A 19,076-nucleotide genomic window follows, 5' to 3' on the forward strand; every position below is an offset into this window, starting at 1 on the left:
TCTCAGCGTCAGTTCTGAGCGTCATCATGTACGATATACGCCCGCAATGGATGACCGTTTTGATGCGGAGATCGTCGTCGATCTGCACCGGCTTGCGCCGGCTGCGTCGTTGGCTATGGTCGTGCCAGGCCGGCAAAGCGAGACGAGGGAACACGTCATGGCGCGCATCCGCTGTATCACCGAGATGGGAATGGGCGTCGACGTCCACGGCCGCGACGCCACCAAGGCGGCCAGGCGGGCGGTGTCCGATGCGATCCGTCATTCCAGCCTGGGCTTCTTCCGTATGGTCGGCAAGACGCCGCAGGACATGTTCGTCGACGTCACCATCGGCGTGCCGAACCCCGAGGCGGTGGACACCGCGGCCGTCGCCAAGGAGCTGCCCTATGGCACGGTCACCGTCACCGCCGTGAAGGGCGGGCTGGAGATTCCGGCCGAGGCCGGCAGCGACGCCATCATCATCGCCAATGCGGCGGTGCTGGTCCATCTCGACGATGGCAAGTGAGAGCTCGCGCCCATCTCGCTGAACGGATTGTTCTGATGTGAATGTCAAACAGCCGGATATGCGATCGCGATCCCGCGGCGCGTTGCGCGCCCGGGTGATATCAGAACGATGTCCCTCTCGAGAGGAGAGGGCGCAGGGAAGACCGGGTATCCGCTGATACCCGCGGCCCCCGTGCGTGAAGAAGTGCACGGGGCAGGAACCACAGGCTCAGCCGGACATTCCGGCCTTCCCTGCGCAACGGTTTGACGGCTTATACGTGCTCTCCCCGGGGACCGGCTTGTTTGCCCCCGTCGCCAGCTGGTCATCATCTCGGCCGGCTTGACCTCAGCATCGGGAGGCCAGGACCACACGATTTCGCCGGCGCATTCTGCCGTTCGTCCGCACGGAGAACCATGCTGCGGCAGCCTACGCCCGTCGCATCACCGCCTCCACGTTCGTGACGATCGCGAAGCGCCCCTCATGGCGAGGCGGGACAGGCGGAGTATTTCATAGAATTCGGAAAAACGAAAGCGAAATTTTCGTGGACGCGGCGTGCGAACCCCGATCGCATTGGAAAGGCTGGTGTTTGGCGCCGAAGATCGGCTTCGTCTGGGCGCAGACGATCTCGCCCGGGCGCGGCCGGATCGCCGTGGAAGTTGCCGGCTGGCCTGCGCCCGGAATCGGGCCAGGCCAGCCGATGCGCATGCTCAGCGTCTTTGGCCTTTGCCTCGGCCGGGTCCCGTCGTGTCGAGGGCCTGGCGGCAATCCGCTGAGACTTTCTCGCGGTTGGTCTCGAGGCAGGCGCGAACCTGGCCTGCGCCGTGCTGCTTGCCGGAGCAGAAGCTCTGGATGTCAGCGGCGCATTGCGTTGCCACCGGCCCGGTTCCCTGAGCGAAAGCGGGCATGGCCGCGGTGGCGGCGATGACGATGGCGAGTTGCAAGGACGTCCTCATTCAAGCCTCCTTGGGGAGTGGTGTAGGCACGGTAGCGAGGTAGCGTGTGTCCTGCGTCCGTTCGTTGCGCAGGATCAAGCCGAAGGGGATCGCGCCGGAGGAACGGCGTCGCGTTCCGGGAATCGTACCTGGACGAGACGGCGTGACTGCCAGGAAGCTGCTCCACGATGATGATATCGCCGACATCGAGAGGCAGTACCAATACCTGCTGCGTCAGCAGCATGACCGCGATGGCTTCGATCTCCTCGAAGGCAGTCGGCACATCGGTGACGATGTCAGCGGCCCTGCGGAAGCTCACCCCCGTCGACCTGAGGCCACCGTCCTACGCTCACCCCGCCGCTCGATCGGCTCGCTCGCACGCCCCTGCGGCTGCGCGCTGCGATGACGAGACGGGTCTCAGAAGCCGGTCCGCGCACTCAAGACAAGCTGATCTCGGTTTCGCCGTCCGGTCCGATGAGCGTCAGCACTCCGGGCGTGCCCTCGCCACCGGAGAGGTAGTGATAGCTATCAAGTGCATGTCCGCTGGGAATGCCGAGAAGCTCAGCGAGGCCCGTCAACCTGTCTTCGGCAAACATGAACGGCCTGGCTGGGGACGGCGTGGCGACGATTGCGGCAGGCCTTGTGGCCATGCGCCTTTCGATGTCGGCGAGATATTGCTCGAGGCTCGGCGGATTCGGCATCTTGGCGGCAATCATCGGATAGGCCTCGATCGCTTTCTTACGGACCGCGTCGAGGATCATCTCGTGCTCTGTTTGTCCCGATGATTGGGCCTGGTCCGCAGAATGTCGCTCGGGATGCAGCAGCCGCGACAGCTGGTCCGTCGCGTTGTCCGCCCTGCAATAGGTTGCCAGCGCCTCGGGCTCACCGCCCTCGGGCAGCAGGCTCTTGCCGGTGAAATAGCCGGGTGCCGAGTTGTAGCTGTCGCGCTGCTTGCCGTCATCGACGAGCAGATACAGCAGGATATCGCTGTCATGGACGATGAAGGCGATGACCGGCCGTTGCAGCGCGCTCGAAAGCGCGAGCGCCAGAGCCGACAGGCCCGCTTCATCTTGAAACGCGGCTTGAGGGAAAATGCTGGTCCAGGCATCGGCAGGCGAGCCACGCACATAGGCCGGAACGACGCCGAGAGACTTGAGCGCCTCGATGACCGCGCGAGGTGCGGCGTCGCGAACGTGGAGGTTGGTGATGAACGATCCCATGGCTCCCTTCCGCAGTTCGGCTGCCCAGAGTCACGTTTGGCTCGAGAGCGCCCGTCACTGGGCACCGCAACTACGGAGCGTAGGCACCATGGGCGGCTGTGATACTCTCGCAGATGACGTCGACATATTCGTCATAGAACATGATGCGAAAATGTCGGCAGCGAGCCAGATGCTGCTGGGCGAAGCTCAGCAGCCAGTCCGACTTTCCCAGGTCCACCACGGCGGCTTGATCGATCGCGGGCCCCCAACCGACGGTTTCACGGGAATAGTCATGGACTTCCTCTGGGGTGACTTGATGCACTTGAGTCTTGTGAAGGATCAAGTGTCGCATATCGTCCTCGGAAGCCCAGTCCGGGTTCAGATAGTCGAGGGCGATCAAGTTCAATCCGTGGCCGAAAAAGTGCGCTCGTCGCAGCTCTGGTCCGCGTCCGTCAGCCCAGATCCAATCGCGCAAGACCGGCTTGTACATCGCAGAAGATCGCCGTGGTTGGTTGTTGAGCGGCTCACAGCCGCGGATCGATCGGCTCGCTCTCCAGTGCCAGAACTGCGAACACGCATTCGTGCACGCGGCGCAGCGGCTCGCGGGAGACGAAGCGGGTCAGCGCCTCGTGGCCGAGCGCGAACTCGCGCAGGGCCAGGTTGCGCTTGCCCTCGAGCTTGCGCTGGCGCAGCCGGACGATGTGCTCCGGCGCATCATATTCCGGGCCGTAGATGATGCGCAGATATTCCGGCCCGCGCACCTTGAGCGCCGGCTGAATGAGGCCCTTCGGTCCGCGCGCGACGAAGTTTTTCGGCTTCACCACCATGCCTTCGCCGCCGCTTCCCGTGAGCTGCTCCCACCACGCGATGGCGTCGGCGACGGCCGTGTCGTCGGCCAGCACAACAGTGCGCCATTGCGTGCGAGTGACGACGGATGCTGATGCGGCGGCCAGCCGATCGGCGAGCGTCATGTGCCAGACGTGGTCCTGATCGAACCAGACCCGGCCCTCGCTGGCGAGCAGATGAAACGGCGCGACCTTGAGATCGTCGATGCCGCCGACCGGCCAGACATAAGGCGCCCAGGCAGCGCCATAGCGCTTGGCGCGCGCGACACGATCGCGGAAATGGTCGCCGAGCGCGGCGACATCGAGGCCACGCGCGGCGGCGCGCGCCACTGCGTCGGCTGCTGCTTCGAGGCCGGCGACCGATGACGCCGCGACCGGCGCGTACTGGCTCTCGATCAGGCTGCCGGCCTTGGCCGACCAGGGCATGATCTCGGCGTCGAGCAGCAGCCAGTCGGATTGCAGCTCCTGCCACAGGCCGGCGCTGTCGACAGCGTCACGCAGCCGTGCCAGCAGCGCCTCGGTCATCGCGGCATCGTTGAAGAAGGCGCGGCCGGTGCGGGTCCAGATCGCGCCGCTCTCGTCGCCTGCGATGCCGAAGCGGGCCCTGGCAACATCGGCGCTGTTGCATAGCGCAATGACGGCGCGCGAGCCCATGTGCTTCTCCTCGCACACGACCTCGGCAACGTTGCGGGCGCGGAAATGCGCGAACGCCTCCTCGGGCCGTTCCAGCCAACCCTCGCGCGCGCTCGTCTCCGATGGCGACATGGTCGGCGGCAGATAGACCAGCCATTGCGGCGGCAGCGCGAAGCGGCTCATCACCTCCAGCGCGGCGGCCGCGTTCTCCTCGGCCACGACCATGCGGCCGCGCAGCGTGGTGTCGATCCAGCGGCGGCCGCTCACGTCATCGATATCGAGCAGCTGATCGGCCTCGGCCTGCGCGGAGGCGCTGCCGGCGCGAGGCGCGAGCGGACGGACCGGCTCGCACCAGACGCGCTCGGCCTCGACCTCGACGAGCTCACGCTCCGGCCAGCGCAGCGCTGTCAGCCGGCCGCCGAACACGCAGCCGGTGTCGATGCACATGGTGTTGTTGACCCATTCGGCTGATCGCACCGGCGTGTGACCGTAGACCACGGTGGTCGGTCCGCGGTAGTTCGCGGCCCAGTCGGCGCGCAAGGGCAGGCCGAATTCGTCGATCTCGCCGGTGGTTTCGCCATACAGCGCGAATTCGCGCACTGCGCCGGAGCCGCGGCCGATCATCTCCTCCTTCAGCCCGGCATGCGCCACCGCGAGCCGGCCGCCGTCGAGCCAGACATGGCTGCGCAGCCCGTCGAGAAAGCCCGGCAGAGTGTCGCGGAAGCTTCGCTCCTCGCTGGCGAGCTGATCGATCGTGGCCTGCAGGCCGTGCGCGATCGTGACCTTGCGGCCCGCCAGCCAGCGCTGGAATTTGCGGTCGTGATTGCCCTGCACGGCATAGGCGGTGCCGGCCGCCACCATGCTCATGACGATGCGCAGCACGTCGGGCGATTGCGGGCCGCGGTCGACGAGGTCGCCGACGAAGACGAGCTTGCGGCCCGCGGGCGGCGTCACTGCGACGGCGCGTCGACCCTCTGTGTCGCTCCATGTGACCTGATAGCCGAGCTTCGCCAGCAGCGCCTGCAATTCGGCCGCGCAGCCATGGACGTCACCGATGATGTCGAACGGTCCGGCATCGTGGCGCTTGTCCGTCCACAGCGGCTGCCGCGCAATGGTGGCGGCCTCGATGCGCGCGACGCTGTCGAGCTTCCACACCTGGCGAAAGCCCTCGCGCTGCAGGCCACTGATGCCGCGGCGGATCTCCGAGACCATGCGCTGCACGACGGGGCCGCCGAAGGCGCGCTCGGGACGCGTCCTGTTTCTGTCGATGCAGACGTCGATGCCGGGATCGAACACGATCGCGACCGGCAGCGCATGCCATTTGCGCGCGAGCTCGACCCAGCCCTTCCGGTCGGCAGGGCGCACATTTGTAGCGTCGATGACGGCGAGCCTGCGGTGCTTCAGCCGCTTGCCGGCAATTTCGCGGACGATGTCGAACGCGTCGGCGGAGACGCCCTGGTCGGTCTCGTCGTCGGCGACCAGCGCGCGGCAATGGTCCGAGGAGATCACCTCGGTCGGAAGGAAATGCCTGGCGGCGAAGGTCGACTTGCCGGAGCCGGTCGAGCCGATCAGCACGACCAGCGCGAAATCGGGGATTTCGATGTTCATGGAATTGCTCAGCGAGTGAAGACGGCCATCTGCGTCGGCGCGCCATGGCTCTCGTCGTGATGGCCGATGCCGGAGAAGGCGGCCTGATAGTTGAAGGTTGCGCAGATCCGCTGCGCCCAGTCGGCAAACTCGGCGCGCGACCATTCGAAGCGATGGTCGCGGTGGCGAAACTGTCCGGCGGGCAGGCTTGGAAACAGTGCGTTGTAGTCGGCGTTCGGTGTGGTCACGATCACCGCGCGCGGCCGCGCGGCGCCGAACACCACGCGCTCGAGCATCGGCAGCCGGTCGGGATCGAGGTGCTCGATCACCTCGACCAGAACAGCGGCGTCGGCCTCCGCCCAGCGCGCGTCGCGATAGGTCAGCGAGCCGTGCAGCAAGGTGACGCGGCCCTCGGGCGGGCCACCGGGGAAGCCCAGCTTGAGCCGCTTGGCCGCGCGCTCCAGCTCGCCGGCCGCGGGATCGAGCCCGATCAGTCGTTCGACCCAGCGTTCGCGTACCAGAAGCTGCAGCAGCCGGCCTTCGCCGCAGCCGAGATCGGCGATGGTCTTGGCACCGGTGGTCCGCAGCGCCTCGATGACCGCCGTCATGCGCAGGTCGTTGAGCTGGATCGGCGCCTCCAATTTGTCTTCTGTCAGGCTGCGCGCCTCGGGCTCGGCCGTCTCGTCCTGCGTCTCCGGCGCGAGCCGTGCCAGCGCCGCACGCGCGAGCACGCCGCGGTGGCGCAGATAGCGGCGCACGATCAGCTCCTTGGCAGGATGGGCGTCGAGCCAGCCTTCGCCGCGCTTGAGCAGCTTGTCGATCTCCTCGTCGCCGACCCAGTAATGCTTGGCATCGTCCATCACGGGGATCAGCACATAGAGATGGTTGAGCAGTGCGCTGAGCCGCGCAATGCCGCGCAATGTCAGTCGCACGTAGCGGCTCATCGCATCGCCCTGTGGTCCCGCAATGGGTGCGAGTTCGACCTGCCAGCCCAACGGCTCGAACAATTGCCGCAGCACGGCTTCGCCGCCGCGCAGGGGCAGGGGTGTCACGACCGCCTCCAACGGAATGGCGCTCTCGGCGAGCGCCTGGCGCGCGCTGCTGACGCCGTTCATCGCGGTCCGGAACGCCTTGTTCAGCGCGACCGACAGGAACGACGACGCGGCATAGGGGCGGTCGTTGACATATTGATCGAGCAGCCCGTCGCCCTGACCGTTGCCACGGACGAGGCCGATCGGATCGACGTCGAGCACCAGCGCCGCCTCGCAGCGATCATTGCTGGCCTCGGGATAGAAGATCAGCGCCTTGCCATAGGTGAGCGCGAGCTCGTGCAGCCGCTCCGGATGCTTGTTGAGCAGGTAGCCGAGATCGGTGGCAGGCTGATGGGTCGTGGCGATGGACAGGTACATGGCGTCACTTAAACGGGGGCGCGTGGGGTGGTCCACTGTTTGTGGAAGAAGACCCGGGCGCGTCTGTGGCGCGTCCGGGTCGTTTGTCGTCAGTGCAGGGTCGCGCCGCGCAGAATCTTCTCCTGCGCCGCGATCCAGGCGATCACGGCCTCGGAGAAGCCGTCGACCCGCGTCCAGGGCCCGTAGCCGACCCCGTGCTGGTACGACGCCACGTTGACCACGGTCCCGCGCGCCCTGGGCGGCGGCACCGCATCGTGGCTCTGCTCGTCGGTGAAGACGATCAGGCGGTCGCCCTTGCGGTCGACCTCGCCGACCGCACGGCCGAGATAGGTCCCGGAATGCGGCTGCGACCCGAGGATCGCATCGCGCAGCGCAAAGCCACGCCGCGGCGGCACCTTCACGACCTCATTGCTGAACGTGAAGATCTCCACCTCGTCGCAGACCTCGCGGGCCAGGATCGCCAGCCCGCACGCCGCGTCCGCGCGCGTCATCTCCGACTTCGCCGACAGCGATGCGAACATCGAGCCGGAGACGTCGATCAAGAGCCGCGTGCGGCCCGGAAGCCGCTGATAGCCCTTGATCGATCGGAGCATCGCGGCCTCGAGCTCGGGCTCGAAGTCCGGCGCGCGCCGGGCCGCCGTGATGAACCGATACGGCAGGATCCGGTCCGTCCGCATCGTCTCGATCGCGGCCGCGATGATCGCCCGCGGCACTCCGGCCTGTTGCATCAGTCGCAGGTTGCGCAGCAGCGCCAGCGCACCGAGCCGCTTCTCTGAGAGCAGCCGCTCGAAGCTCCCACGCTTATCCGCACCGGCCGAGAGAGCGACCTCCCAGGTGTCGGGCGCGGGCAGCCCGCCATCGACGAGCTGCTTCCACACCGCCTCCTGCGCGGCGTCCTTCGGCCTGGCGTGAACCAGGAACAGGACGTCGCGGAGCCGCACCGGCCCCTCGCGGTCATACTTCGCGAGCTGATAGGCGTCGAACTTCGTGAACGCCTTCGCCAGCCCCTTCTTGACCTGCGCCGAGACCGGCTGCCGCTTGCGCTGCTGCTGCGGACCGAGAGCGTCCGCCCAGTAGATCGCCAGCAGCTCGGTCATCTCGTCCGGCCGCTGGATGATGCGCGCCAGCGTCTCGGCGACCAGCGCACGGTGCGAGGGCAGCCGCGCCATCTCGCGGGCGACGAGCAGCGGCGCATGCCGCAGCTTCATCTCCTCGCGGGCACGGACCGCGAGCTGAGCCACCTCGCGCGGCTCGACCAGCGGCACCAGCGCCTTGACGCGGTCGGCGATTCCAACCCCGTCCTCGTAGAACTGGTCTTCCCACAGCAGGCAGCTCATCAGCGTGCGCTGCAGCGCCTGCGCAGGCGCGAGTTGCCGGGACGGCGCACCCTCATGGGTGAAGGCGCGCAGGACCTTGTTGAGCCTGACCATGATGGCCTCCTCTTGGGTTGATGATGGATGGACGTGCCGGGGAAGGGGCGAGGCTGACCTGCCATTGCTGGCAGCCACACGCTCGATCCGACGAGCTTCGAACCCGGGCTGAAGATCAGCCCGTCGTTCGAGAGGAGTCGAACCTCCAGCCTTGTGGCCCCGAAGTAACAGCGCTCTTCACCACCGGCCGGTACGCGACCGCCTCGTCAGAGACGACCGCGCACCGAGACGGACCACGCGCCGGGAACGGGCGAATGCTGAGTTCCGCTTCACTCGCGTGGAGCGGATAGTGCTCTGCCGCTGAGCTACCGGCGCATGGAACGCCGGATGGGAGTCGAACCCACGACCTCTCGATTAGCAATCGAAGTATCAGCACTCTTCACCACGGCGCGTGGAAGACGGCGGCACAGCCAGCAGCTGCGCCGTAACGACGTGACCGCCTGTTGGCGGACGGCCACCGGTTGAGATGGATCACGAGCCGGGAACGGGCGATGACTGAGACCCGGGCCACTTGCATGGCCCGGACAGCGCTCTGACCTCTAAGCTACCGGCATGACGCCGGGCGGGATTCGAACCCGCGACCTCTGGCGTGGAAGGCGAAGTAACAGTCATGTTCACCACGGCTCGCGAATGAGTTCGGCGGGGAATGGGTGATGCTGTTGCTGCCCCAGTGGGGCGCTCGGTTTCAACGAAGTAACAGGCATCTTCACCACCGCCTTGGCCGCACGGCTGCGGGATGCGGCCGGGCGGCATTGATGGCATGCTGGGGAACGGGCGATCACGGCGATACGACGATCGAAACGCAGGCTTGGCATCAGCCTCGCCGCAACCCGCGACTCACCCATCTCGCTTGACGGATTCCACGGTACGATCGATCGAAGGCGGCGCGCGGCCGCATTGGCGCGAAGGAGCCGCGATCTTCACCACCAGCAGCTCCCGGCTGCGAACGGCCGGGAATTCAATTGGCTTGTCTGCGGCGCTGCACGGCGCCGCGTGTTGCGAGCTCCAGGGAGCTCGCTCTGTCATCGGTGTCCGGCGTTGCCGCCTCGTTCCCTCCGACAGGCCCCGCGCGCGCAGGCCACGCGCATCACCTGCGCGAGCCCCGGGATCCGGGTCTCCCGTTCCGGCTCGAGGCCGGGACATCTGGTTGTTCGCCGTGCAGCCGGATCACGTGAGGGCAACAAAAAACCCTCCGGAGCGGCGGGCTCGGGAGGGTCCGTGTGATGCGGACTGTTGATCTTGCCTCAAGCAAGATCGCTCCCCCGAGCATGGCGTGCGCCATCCACCGGCATGACGCCGTTGGACGTGCGGATGAAGTGTTCGTAGCCGAAGGACATCGTCTCGCTCATGTTTGTCGCGGGCGCAGTCGCTCGCGAGGCCGCGGGACATACGCCGCTTTGTTGGTGCTGTCAACAGCATGGCGTTGATGTTTTGCCGGCTGCTGCGGCGGCCTTGATCTGCAACAACGCGCCGATGCGGAGCATGCTTATCGTGAGCATATCGAGATGCGGCGAGAATTGCGGGCGCAGAGTCATGAACCGACGGCGGGTCCTGATAGGAGGCGGCAGCGCGCTTGCAGCGGCCGCGCTCGGCGCCGGCTCCTGGCGCGCCGCGACCGGCACGATGCGCGCATATGACGACTATAGTGCCCGGTTGCGCGCGCCGTTGTCGTCCGACATCACCGATGTCATTCGTTACGCGACGCTCGCGGCCAACAGCCACAACACGCAGCCGTGGCGCTTTCGCGTGACGCGGGATGCGATCGAGATCATGCCCGATCCGTCACGCCGCACGCCGGTGGTTGATCCGGACGACCATCATCTGTTCGTCAGCCTCGGCTGCGCGGCCGCCAATCTCGCGATCGCCGCCGATGCGAGCGGCCGTCCGGGCGAGATCAGCAGCGACGGCCGGATGGTGCGGTACAGCTTCACGAACGGCACGGCGCATGACGATGCGCGGCTTGCGGCCATCGTCCGCAGGCAGTCGACGCGCGCGGAGTATGACGGACGAGCGGTGCCGCCAGGCGATCTCGCCGCGCTGCAGGCGGCCTCGGCGATGCCAGGCGTCGATCTCGCGATCATCACGGCTCCCGCCGTGATCGCTGCCATCCGCGATCTCGTGGTCGCCGGCAACGATGCGCAGATGCACGATGCCGCGTTCTTGCGCGAGCTGAAGAGCTGGCTGCGGTTCAATCCGCGGAGCGCGATGGAGACGGGCGACGGCCTGTTCGCGGCGGCCAGCGGCAATCCGTCATTGCCGACCGCGCTCGGTGGCCTCGCCTTCGATCAGCTCTTCGATGCAGCATCGGAGAACGACAGATATGCGCGGCAGATCAGCTCATCGGCCGGTGTCGCCGTGTTCACCGCCGAGCAGGCCGACGCCTCGCATTGGATCAGGGCCGGGCAGGCGTGCCAGCGCTTCGCGCTCGAAGCGACGCGGCTGGGGCTGAAGCTCGCCTTCGTCAACCAGCCGGTCGAAGTCGCCGCGTTGCGGCCAGAGCTGGCGCGCGTGGTCGGAACGACGAGGCGGCCGGATCTCGTGCTGCGCTTCGGCTACGGGCCGGCGCTGCCGTTTGCGCCGCGGCGGCGCGTTGCCGACGTGCTGGGTTCATGAGTCGTTCCTGTCAATCTTGACGGATTTGCGACTCGGTGCATTGCTTCGCTGCATGTTCGAGAACACCCGATTGGCACGCATGAGCGACGGGCATTATTGCCTGGTGCGCGACCTTGGCCTGGTCAAGGGCGGCAAGGGCATGCGCCATCACGAGGTGGTGGTGGATTTCAGCTATCGCGGCATCAAGGTGTTTGCTAGGCAGGGCGCGTCGTCGCTGATGCGCCGCGTCGCGGCCAAGCTCGCGCAGCACGACGCCACCTCGAAGCTGCCGGCACTGCTGCGCGTGCGCCTGCGCGAGCCGCAGTAGCGTCAGCGCTTGCGCCGGAGCTTGCCGCGCTGCGCTGTCGCGATCGGTCGTTTCGGCTCGTAGGGGCTGTCCGGATTGACGTCGAGCTCGACCTCGGCGACGCAATATTGCGGCCGGCGGTGGCTGCGCCCGGAATGCCAGCGCCCCTGGCGCAGCTCGACCTCGCTCATGTCGGCGACATCGAAGCACTTCCATTGGCCGCCCGGCGGCAGGCCGCTGCTCGCGCCGCCCGCGAACTGGAACGCGAGCACGCGCTCGCGGCCGGCGGTGTGGCCGAGGATGATCGGGCAGATCGCGCGGGCGAAGCCGCCATAGATGCACAGAATCTGCTGGCGCGAGAGCATCGCCTGCATGATCAATCGGTAGGTCGGGCTCGGCATGCTGGCCTTCTGCACGATGCAGCAACATAAGATCGCCGGCCGCGGCCAGTTCCGCATCGAACCTTGCAGCGGCGGTTCACGGGCTTAGATTGAGCTCTCAACGAGACAGCGCGAGCAAAAAGCCATCATGTCCGATCTCTCCAGCTTCCCGATCACCGCGCGCTGGCCGGCGCGGCATCCCGACCGCATCCAGCTCTATTCACTGCCGACGCCGAACGGCGTGAAGGTCTCGATCATGCTGGAGGAGACCGGCCTGGCCTACGAGCCGCATGCGATCGATTTCGGCAAGGATGAGCAGAAGACGCCGGCATTTCTGTCGCTCAATCCGAACGGCAAGATTCCCGCGATCATCGATCCCGACGGTCCCGGCGGCAAGCCGCTCGGCCTGTTCGAATCCGGCGCGATCCTGCAGTACCTTGCCGAGAAGACCGGGAAATTTCTACCCGACGATCCGGCGCGGCGGTGGCAGACCATCCAGTGGGTGCATTTCCAGATGGGCGGCATCGGCCCGATGTTCGGGCAGCTCGGCTTCTTCCACAAATTCGCCGGCCGTGAGTACGAGGACAAGCGGCCGTTGCAGCGCTACGTCGCGGAGAGCAGGCGGCTGCTCGGCGTACTCGACAACAGGCTCGACGGCCGGCAGTGGATTATGGACGCCGACTACACCATCGCCGACATCGCGACGCTCGGCTGGGTGCGCAACCTGATCGGGTTCTACGGCGCGCGCGACATCGTCGCCTTCGATGAGCTCAAGCACGTGCCGGCCTGGCTGGAGCGCGGCCTGGCGCGGCCGGCGGTGCAGCGCGGGCTGGAGATCCCGCAGCGGCCGTGATCGTCAGCGAGGCCGATTTCGAACGTTGCATCGCCGAGCTGCTGGCCACGCCGGGCGACGCCGTGCTGCCGTCCGACAGCGTGATGTGGCGCGTGCATCGCGAGGCCGCGCTGTTTCTCGGCGCCGGCCGCGCGCTGCTGTTGCAGCTCGCCCATCCCTGGGTGGCGGCCGGCATTGCCGAGCAGTCCAGAGTGTTCGCCGATCCGCTCGGCCGTTTCCACCGCACCTTCAGCATCGTCTACACCATGGTGTTCGGCACGCGCGCGCAGGCGGTCGCGGTGGCGCGGCGGCTGTATCGGCGGCACGCCGCGGTCGATGGCGTGATGCCGGAGACGGTCGGACCGTTCGCCGCCGGCTCGCGCTATCGCGCCAACGACGTCGACGCGCTGCGCTGGGTCCATGCCACCCTGGTCGAGACCGCGATGATGTCCTACGGCCTGCTGTGTCCGCCGCTCGGCGATGCCGAGCGCGAGCAATATTGGCGCGAGGCCATGCGGTTCGCGGGCCTGTTCGGAATTCCACACGAGGCCATGCCGCCGGACTGGACGTCGTTCAAGGTCTATGCGGCCGAGATGATGGCGTCGGAGACGCTCACGGTTGGCACGGCCGCGCGCGACATCGCGCAACGCATCTTCTCGGGCGAGGCGACGTGGATCGCACCGCCGCGCTGGTTCACGGCGCTGACGGCCGAGATGCTGCCGGAGCGGCTGCGCCTTGCTTTCGCGCTGCCCTATGGCGAGCGCGAACGCCGCAGCGCGGCGCGGGCCAAACGGTTTCTGCCACGCGCCTACGCGTTGCTGCCGGAGAGATTGCGTACCGTTGGCCCCTATCAGGAGGCGATGGCGCGCATCGAGGGGACGACGTGTCCGCCGTTCACACGGCTGCTCAACCGTGTCTGGATCGGACAGCCCAGCATGGCGAGCCCGTTCGAGCCGCGTGCAGACCGTGCGCGGAGCGGGACGCTCTGAGTCCGGCGCGCCTGCCGCCGCGACGGCGGATCACGGCCGCGGAGCGAGCTTGAGCGTGACGCCGCGAACCTCCTGCGGCGTCGGCGCGCGGCTGCCGCCGGGTTGGCTGATGCTGAGGCGGATCGACAGCCGTCCGCCCTCGATGGCCTCCTTCGGCACCGGGAGCGCATAGGTCCCGGCCTCCGCACCAGTGCGAAGGCCGAATGGCGAGATGGTCCCGAGCGGCATCCCGGATGCGGTCGTCACCGTCACCTCCTGGCCTCGCCCCAGTGCGCCCAGGCTGATCTCGACGACCGCAGCGTCGCTCGCATCCAATGGCCGCGGCACGACCAGATCGACGGCTCTGAAGGGCTCCGCCGCCAAGGACGAGGCCGGTCGCAGCAAGGTATAGAGCAGCACGGTACAGAGCAGCACGGCGCAGGCCCGCAGCGCGGCGCGCCTGCCGTTCATCGGCGCAGCGGTCCGACCGAGAGCGCTTTCAGGGTCGGCGCGGTGCCGACGCCGCCCGAAGGCACGACGCGGATGCTCAGCGGCTGGTTGGGCGCGGCCCGCAGGGCGGAGAACGCCTCCTGCTTCGTCGGCAGCGGCACCGCGAAGGTCGCATCCATGGTCATGGCCATGCCCGGCATCATCGATCCGAAGAAGGCGATGGTGCCTGCATAATACGGGCTGTCAGCCGTGACCTTGGTGACGTTGGCGGGCGCGTTCACCAGGACGTCGAACTCGCGCACGGTCGAATAGCCGCTCGGGCGGGGCAGCGTGATCTGCGCCATCAGCGGCTGCGGCCGCGTTGCCGCCAGGTGCGCTTCGAGCGCGTCGCCAGGAATCTTCACCGTGCCCGCATTGGCCTTGACCGAGCCCTGCTGCGGCTTGATCTGCGGCGCCGAGGCGACCGCGGGCGGACCCACGATGTCCTCGCCGAAACCCGGCGCATAATCGTAGTCGAAGCGGTCGGTCGAGATGTAGTCGCCGGCCTTGCTGGGGCCGACATAGCCGCCCTTGCCATCGGCGTAGAACAGGAACGGCTCGTCCGAGAACGTCTTCAGGTCGGCGCCCTGCGGCAGGTAGGGTAGCTTGAGCCGCTGCTGCTTGCGCGTCCAGACATCCCAGAGCCGGTCCATGTTCGAATGATGCAGGAAGAAGATCGGATCGACCGGCGACAGGAAATTGGTCATGTTGCCATAGGGGCCGGGATCGAGCGGGCCGACACCGCCGATGTAGTTGTGGACCTTGTTGTGCGGCAGACCTTCCAAGGTCGAGAACTTGGTCGCGCCATTCGGCTGGGTGTTGTGTGAAGCGGTTTTCGAGCTGGTGAAGCTCAGATAGTTGTCGGGGTTGTAGAAGTCGGTCGGCAGAAGGCCCGCCATGATCACGAACGGCGAGACGTCGTAGGTGGTCTTAGCATCGAGCTTCGGATTGTCGCGCGACAGATAGCGTGAGGCGCAGGTGGTCGCGAATGCCTCATTGCCGGAGATGCCGGCATTGGCGGACGGCGAGAAGCCGGTGACGTCGTTCCAGAGATCGTCGATCGACTTGTAGCCGCGGATCTCGAGCTGGCCGCGCTGGTCCTTCGACAGGCCGTTCCAGTAATCCGTCAGCGCCGGCTTGATGAACGAGGTGAAGACCGCGAGATTCCCGGTGAACGGCTGATACGCCTTGTCGGTCGGCGTCAGCACGCCGTCGAACATGCCGGCAGGAATTTCCGGCAGCTCGGTCCAGTCCCAATAGGGCAGGGCGAAACTGTCGTCGCCGCTGAGCGCGCGGATCGATTGCTCGAAATAGCCGAGATAGCCGCGATGCCAGACATAGAACCACCAATTGCCGTGCGGGCAGTCCATCAGATGAATGAACGCGTTGCGGAACCAGTTCTGCGGATGGTTTGCGGGAAGCTGCAGCATGGCGGCGACGCCCTTGGCGTAGCTCGCGAGCATCTTCTGGCCTTCCGCGCTGGTGACGTTGTGGCGGCGATATTTCGCGGCGGCGTGGCCTGGTCTCGGCGAGATGACGGTGCCGGCTGCCGCCATCGCGGCCGTCGCCAGGAACGTTCGGCGGGTCTGTCGCAATCCCATGCTCATCTGAAATGAATCCTGGTTGGAAAAACGCCATGTTGCGTTCTCACGATTGCAATCTCAAGTAGCAATTCCGTGTGATGGCCGTATGATGCCGCCCGAGAGGGTTGCCGATGAACGCGCTGACGCTGCTGATCATCCGTCATGCCGAGAAGCCTGACGGCGACACGACAGGCCCGGGCCTGACCCACACGGGCAAGCCGGATTCGAAGTCGCTGGTGATCTTCGGCTGGGAGCGGGCAGGGGCGTGGACCGCGCTGTTCGGCAGCGGGCTGGGCGGCACGGACTATCCGACACCGCAGGCGGTCTATGCCGCCGATCCCGACAGCACCAAGGACGGCTCCGACCCGAGCCGCCGGCCGTACGAGACGGTGCTCGAGCTCGCGGCGCGCATCGGGCTCGACAAGCCGAACACGTCCTTTGCGAAGGGGCAGGAGGCGGCGCTGGTCGAAGCCCTGCTACCGCTGTCCGGCACCGTGCTGGTGGCGTGGGAGCACAAGGCGATCATCTCCGACATCCTGCCGCGGCTGCCGGTGAGCAATGAAGGCCAGTTGCCGACCCACTGGTCCGGCAAACGCTTCGATGTCGTGCTGCGCTTCGACCGCGCCGCGGGCGGGGCCGATTTCAAGTTCACAGAGCTGTATCCCTGCCTGATGCCGGGCGATTCCAACACGCCGTTGAAAAGCGATCCGAAAGACGATTGAGCACCCGATCGCGGTTCGCCTGCTCCAGGGAGATATCCCGCGGACGGGTGCGTTGGAGCGACGTCCGCAGCAGTGGCGTGGGTAGGGTCGATCGCGCGGGCCGTTTCCTTTCGCGGGTCAGGTCAGGCCAGCGCAACCCGCTCGCGGTCGCTGATCTCCTCGACCCAGGCATGGGCGGCGAACCATTCATGGTAGATGCGGCAGTGCGGGCAGTAGGCGCGCGAGAAGAACACGGGCATGCGCTGAAAGCGCGCAGCGTCCATTTCCATCCCCGTCTCGATGCTGCGGCCGGTCTGCGGACAACGTACCATGATCTTGCCCATCGCGGTCTCCTGTTCGTGGGCCAGATACGCCGGGGATGCGAAGAAAATGTAATGCTCAGCCGACAGTTTCGTGGCAAAGGTCGGAGTGAATTCCGACCGCGGAACGCGTGGCCTCCGCCGCATCAAAAGCGGGTGAATCGCACTGCAAAATGCAGGGCCGATTGTCGCAACGTGGGACATCCATCACCGTCGGACACGATTGTTTGAGGACGCGTGGCATGAGCATCACGATCTACGGAATCAAGAACTGCGACACGCTGAAGAAGGCGCGCGCCTGGCTCGACGATCACGGCGTCGCTTACGAATTCCACGACTACAAGACCGCCGGAATCGACAAGGCTAAACTCAAGGCGTGGAGCGACGAACTCGGCTGGGAGGTGCTGCTCAACCGCGCCGGCACGACGTTCAAGAAGTTGCCCGACGCGGACAAGGACGGACTCACCGAGAGCAGGGCGATCGCGCTGATGCTGGCGCAGCCGTCGATGATCAAGCGCCCGGTGCTCGATCTCGGCGGCCGGCGCGTGGTGGGCTTCAAGCCGGATCTCTACGCCAGGGACGTGAAGGCCGCGAAGTAGTTGGAGCCGGCGATCGCTGCGCGCGTGCGGGAAAATGCCGGTGGCATGATATTCTATGTCAGCGGGAAATACCGGCGGATTTCAACGCAAGGTCCGCCGGCCGCCTTGCGACGTCGTTGCCCAGCTTTCCGCCTTGCCTAACTCACTCGATTGACGGCATATTCCGCCGCGAAGCGGTCGCGGGTGGCGGCGAGGAATCGTCCAGCCGTCCAGCAGAGCCGTCGTACAGGAAGAAGCGAGGGCCAGGCGCTGAAGGCGCCGGCTTGGGGGGAATCTTTGGCTGACGAGTTCATTCTCGAGACCCACGGATTGACGAAGGAATTCGCGGGATTTTTTGCCGTTCGCGATGTTTCGCTCAAGATCCGCCGGGGCACCATTCACGCGCTGATCGGCCCGAACGGGGCCGGCAAGACCACGTGCTTCAACCTGCTGACGAAGTTCCTGACGCCGTCTGCCGGCAAGATTCTCTATAAGGGTCAGGACATTACAGCGACGGCGCCGGCCGACGTGGCAAGGCTTGGCCTGGTCCGCTCGTTCCAGATTTCGGCCGTGTTTCCGCATCTGACCGCGTTGGAGAACGTCCGCGTCGCTCTGCAGCGGCAGCATGGCTCGTCGTTCGACTTCTGGCGCTCCAAGAGCGTTCTGAACCGCTTCAACGGCCGGGCGCTCGAGCTGCTCAACGACGTGGGCCTGAGCGAGTTCGCCAATATTCCGGCGGTCGAAATGCCCTATGGACGCAAGCGCGCGCTGGAGATCGCGACCACGCTGGCGCTCGATCCGGAGATGATGCTGCTGGACGAGCCGATGGCCGGCATGGGCCACGAGGACATCGACAAGATCGCCGCGCTGATCAAGCGCATCTCCGCCAAATACACGATCCTGATGGTCGAGCATAATCTCAGCGTCGTCGCCAACCTCTCCGACACCATCACCGTGCTGACGCGCGGGCAGGTGCTGACGGAAGGGCCGTATTCGGAGCTCTCCAAGGACGAGCGCGTCAAGGAAGCCTATCTGGGAGCCGGACATGCCTGAGGTGATGACGGCCACGAAGCCAGGCGCGGCGGCTGCGACCAGCACCATTCTCGACGTCAACAACCTCGAGAGCTGGTACGGCGAATCCCACATTCTCCATGGCATGAACTTCAACGTGAATGCTGGCGAGGTGGTCACCCTGCTCGGGCGCAACGGCGCCGGCAAGACCACGACGCTGAAGTCGATCATGGGGATCATCGGCAAGCGCACCGGCTCGGTTCAGTTCAACGGCCAGCAGCTGATCCGCATGACCTCGGACAGGATCGCGCGGCTCGGCATTGCGCTGTGCCCGGAGGAGCGCGGCATCTTCGCGAGTCTCGACGTGCGCGAGAACCTGCTGCTGCCGCCGGTGGTGCGGCCGGGCGGGCTGACGCTCGATCAGATCTTCGAGCTGTTCCCGAATTTGAAGGAGCGGCTGAAGAGCCAGGGCACCAAGCTGTCCGGCGGCGAGCAGCAGATGCTGGCGATCGCGCGCATCCTGCGCACCGGCGCCAGCTTCCTGATGCTGGACGAGCCGACCGAGGGTCTCGCGCCCGTGATCATCCAGCAGATCGGCCACACCATCGCGCGGCTGAAGAAGGAAGGCTTCACGATTCTCCTCGTCGAGCAGAACTTCCGTTTCGCCTCGACGGTCGCTGACCGCTACTACGTGGTCGAGCACGGCAAGGTCATCGACGGCTTCGCCAATGCCGATCTGTCGGCCAACATGGACAAGCTGCATACTTACCTCGGCGTCTGACCGGCGCCGGCGATGTCG

At 66.3% G+C, this 19,076-nt stretch carries 19 protein-coding genes and 2 tRNA genes; 9 read left to right on the forward strand and 12 right to left on the reverse strand.

What is annotated here, in order from left to right:
* Window positions 1–157: 157 nt before the first annotated feature.
* On the forward strand, window positions 158–502 hold the full coding sequence (locus tag ACQR2C_RS07385; protein ID WP_315800448.1) for a Lin0512 family protein: 345 nt from the start codon (window positions 158–160) through the stop codon (window positions 500–502).
* Window positions 503–1,188: 686 nt separating this feature from the next.
* Here ACQR2C_RS07385 and ACQR2C_RS07390 read toward each other — a convergent pair.
* The 8 genes from ACQR2C_RS07390 to ACQR2C_RS07425 all read right to left on the reverse strand — a co-directional run bounded on the left by ACQR2C_RS07390 (window position 1,189) and on the right by ACQR2C_RS07425 (window position 9,140).
* Complete coding sequence (locus ACQR2C_RS07390) at window positions 1,189–1,422, reverse strand: cysteine rich repeat-containing protein (RefSeq protein WP_315800368.1); 234 nt, start codon at window positions 1,420–1,422, stop codon at window positions 1,189–1,191.
* A 428-nt stretch (window positions 1,423–1,850) separates the two neighbouring features.
* Window positions 1,851–2,633 carry a hypothetical protein gene (locus ACQR2C_RS07395; RefSeq protein ID WP_434880835.1) on the reverse strand — a complete coding sequence of 261 codons (783 nt, stop codon included), beginning with the start codon at window positions 2,631–2,633 and terminating at the stop codon, window positions 1,851–1,853.
* A gap of 70 nt (window positions 2,634–2,703) precedes the next feature.
* On the reverse strand, window positions 2,704–3,102 hold the full coding sequence (locus tag ACQR2C_RS07400) for a hypothetical protein (RefSeq protein WP_434880836.1): 399 nt from the start codon (window positions 3,100–3,102) through the stop codon (window positions 2,704–2,706).
* A 34-nt stretch (window positions 3,103–3,136) separates the two neighbouring features.
* Window positions 3,137–5,698 (reverse strand): polynucleotide kinase-phosphatase, encoded by a 2,562-nt coding sequence (locus tag ACQR2C_RS07405; RefSeq protein ID WP_434880837.1) that lies wholly within the window; start codon window positions 5,696–5,698, stop codon window positions 3,137–3,139.
* Between the two features lie 8 nt (window positions 5,699–5,706).
* Complete coding sequence (locus tag ACQR2C_RS07410) at window positions 5,707–7,086, reverse strand: 3' terminal RNA ribose 2'-O-methyltransferase Hen1 (RefSeq protein WP_434880838.1); 1,380 nt, start codon at window positions 7,084–7,086, stop codon at window positions 5,707–5,709.
* 89 nt (window positions 7,087–7,175) lie between these two features.
* Window positions 7,176–8,516 (reverse strand): TROVE domain-containing protein, encoded by a 1,341-nt coding sequence (locus tag ACQR2C_RS07415; RefSeq protein WP_434880839.1) that lies wholly within the window; start codon window positions 8,514–8,516, stop codon window positions 7,176–7,178.
* Window positions 8,517–8,832: 316 nt separating this feature from the next.
* Window positions 8,833–8,907 (reverse strand) — tRNA-OTHER (locus tag ACQR2C_RS07420).
* A 165-nt stretch (window positions 8,908–9,072) separates the two neighbouring features.
* Window positions 9,073–9,140, reverse strand: a tRNA-Ser gene (locus tag ACQR2C_RS07425).
* 909 nt (window positions 9,141–10,049) lie between these two features.
* Between ACQR2C_RS07425 and ACQR2C_RS07430 the strand changes: the two genes are divergently transcribed.
* A complete protein-coding gene (locus ACQR2C_RS07430; protein ID WP_434880840.1) occupies window positions 10,050–11,129 on the forward strand; it encodes an Acg family FMN-binding oxidoreductase in 1,080 nt (359 codons plus the stop codon).
* Window positions 11,130–11,208: 79 nt separating this feature from the next.
* Entirely contained in the window at window positions 11,209–11,436 is a 228-nt protein-coding gene (locus ACQR2C_RS07435; RefSeq protein WP_316180996.1) for a hypothetical protein, read from the forward strand.
* Window positions 11,437–11,438: 2 nt separating this feature from the next.
* On the opposite strand, the gene ACQR2C_RS07440 is transcribed toward ACQR2C_RS07435, so the two are convergent.
* Complete coding sequence (locus ACQR2C_RS07440) at window positions 11,439–11,816, reverse strand: hypothetical protein (RefSeq protein ID WP_434880841.1); 378 nt, start codon at window positions 11,814–11,816, stop codon at window positions 11,439–11,441.
* Between the two features lie 127 nt (window positions 11,817–11,943).
* Here ACQR2C_RS07440 and ACQR2C_RS07445 point away from each other — a divergent pair, with 127 nt between their 5' ends.
* The gene (locus tag ACQR2C_RS07445; protein WP_434880842.1) at window positions 11,944–12,648 is read left to right on the forward strand and encodes a glutathione S-transferase N-terminal domain-containing protein; all 705 of its coding nucleotides are present in this window, start codon (window positions 11,944–11,946) and stop codon (window positions 12,646–12,648) included.
* A complete protein-coding gene (locus tag ACQR2C_RS07450; protein WP_434880843.1) occupies window positions 12,645–13,616 on the forward strand; it encodes an oxygenase MpaB family protein in 972 nt (323 codons plus the stop codon). The genes ACQR2C_RS07445 and ACQR2C_RS07450 overlap by 4 nt, the downstream gene beginning before the upstream one ends.
* Before the next feature lie 30 nt (window positions 13,617–13,646).
* Here the strand turns inward: ACQR2C_RS07450 and ACQR2C_RS07455 are convergent, their stop codons facing one another.
* Both ACQR2C_RS07455 and ACQR2C_RS07460 read right to left on the reverse strand, forming a co-directional pair.
* Window positions 13,647–14,066 (reverse strand): hypothetical protein, encoded by a 420-nt coding sequence (locus ACQR2C_RS07455; protein WP_315800356.1) that lies wholly within the window; start codon window positions 14,064–14,066, stop codon window positions 13,647–13,649.
* Entirely contained in the window at window positions 14,063–15,691 is a 1,629-nt protein-coding gene (locus ACQR2C_RS07460) for a tyrosinase family protein (protein ID WP_434880844.1), read from the reverse strand. The genes ACQR2C_RS07455 and ACQR2C_RS07460 overlap by 4 nt, the downstream gene beginning before the upstream one ends.
* A 107-nt stretch (window positions 15,692–15,798) precedes the next feature.
* Between ACQR2C_RS07460 and ACQR2C_RS07465 the strand changes: the two genes are divergently transcribed.
* A complete protein-coding gene (locus tag ACQR2C_RS07465; RefSeq protein ID WP_316215609.1) occupies window positions 15,799–16,389 on the forward strand; it encodes a histidine phosphatase family protein in 591 nt (196 codons plus the stop codon).
* A 122-nt stretch (window positions 16,390–16,511) separates the two neighbouring features.
* Here ACQR2C_RS07465 and ACQR2C_RS07470 read toward each other — a convergent pair whose 3' ends face one another.
* Window positions 16,512–16,712: a hypothetical protein gene (locus tag ACQR2C_RS07470; RefSeq protein ID WP_315800353.1), complete on the reverse strand. Its 201-nt coding sequence runs from the start codon at window positions 16,710–16,712 to the stop codon at window positions 16,512–16,514.
* 218 nt (window positions 16,713–16,930) lie between these two features.
* Between ACQR2C_RS07470 and ACQR2C_RS07475 the strand changes: the two genes are divergently transcribed.
* The 3 genes from ACQR2C_RS07475 to ACQR2C_RS07485 all read left to right on the forward strand — a co-directional run bounded on the left by ACQR2C_RS07475 (window position 16,931) and on the right by ACQR2C_RS07485 (window position 19,058).
* Window positions 16,931–17,287 (forward strand): ArsC family reductase, encoded by a 357-nt coding sequence (locus ACQR2C_RS07475; RefSeq protein WP_316215610.1) that lies wholly within the window; start codon window positions 16,931–16,933, stop codon window positions 17,285–17,287.
* Between the two features lie 276 nt (window positions 17,288–17,563).
* The gene (locus tag ACQR2C_RS07480; RefSeq protein WP_315800351.1) at window positions 17,564–18,319 is read left to right on the forward strand and encodes an ABC transporter ATP-binding protein; all 756 of its coding nucleotides are present in this window, start codon (window positions 17,564–17,566) and stop codon (window positions 18,317–18,319) included.
* Window positions 18,312–19,058 carry an ABC transporter ATP-binding protein gene (locus tag ACQR2C_RS07485; RefSeq protein WP_315800350.1) on the forward strand — a complete coding sequence of 249 codons (747 nt, stop codon included), beginning with the start codon at window positions 18,312–18,314 and terminating at the stop codon, window positions 19,056–19,058. The genes ACQR2C_RS07480 and ACQR2C_RS07485 overlap by 8 nt, the downstream gene beginning before the upstream one ends.
* The last annotated feature ends 18 nt before the right edge of the window (window positions 19,059–19,076 follow it).

Source organism: Bradyrhizobium sp. HKCCYLRH3061, from assembly GCF_051168015.1.
GTDB lineage: Bacteria > Pseudomonadota > Alphaproteobacteria > Rhizobiales > Xanthobacteraceae > Bradyrhizobium.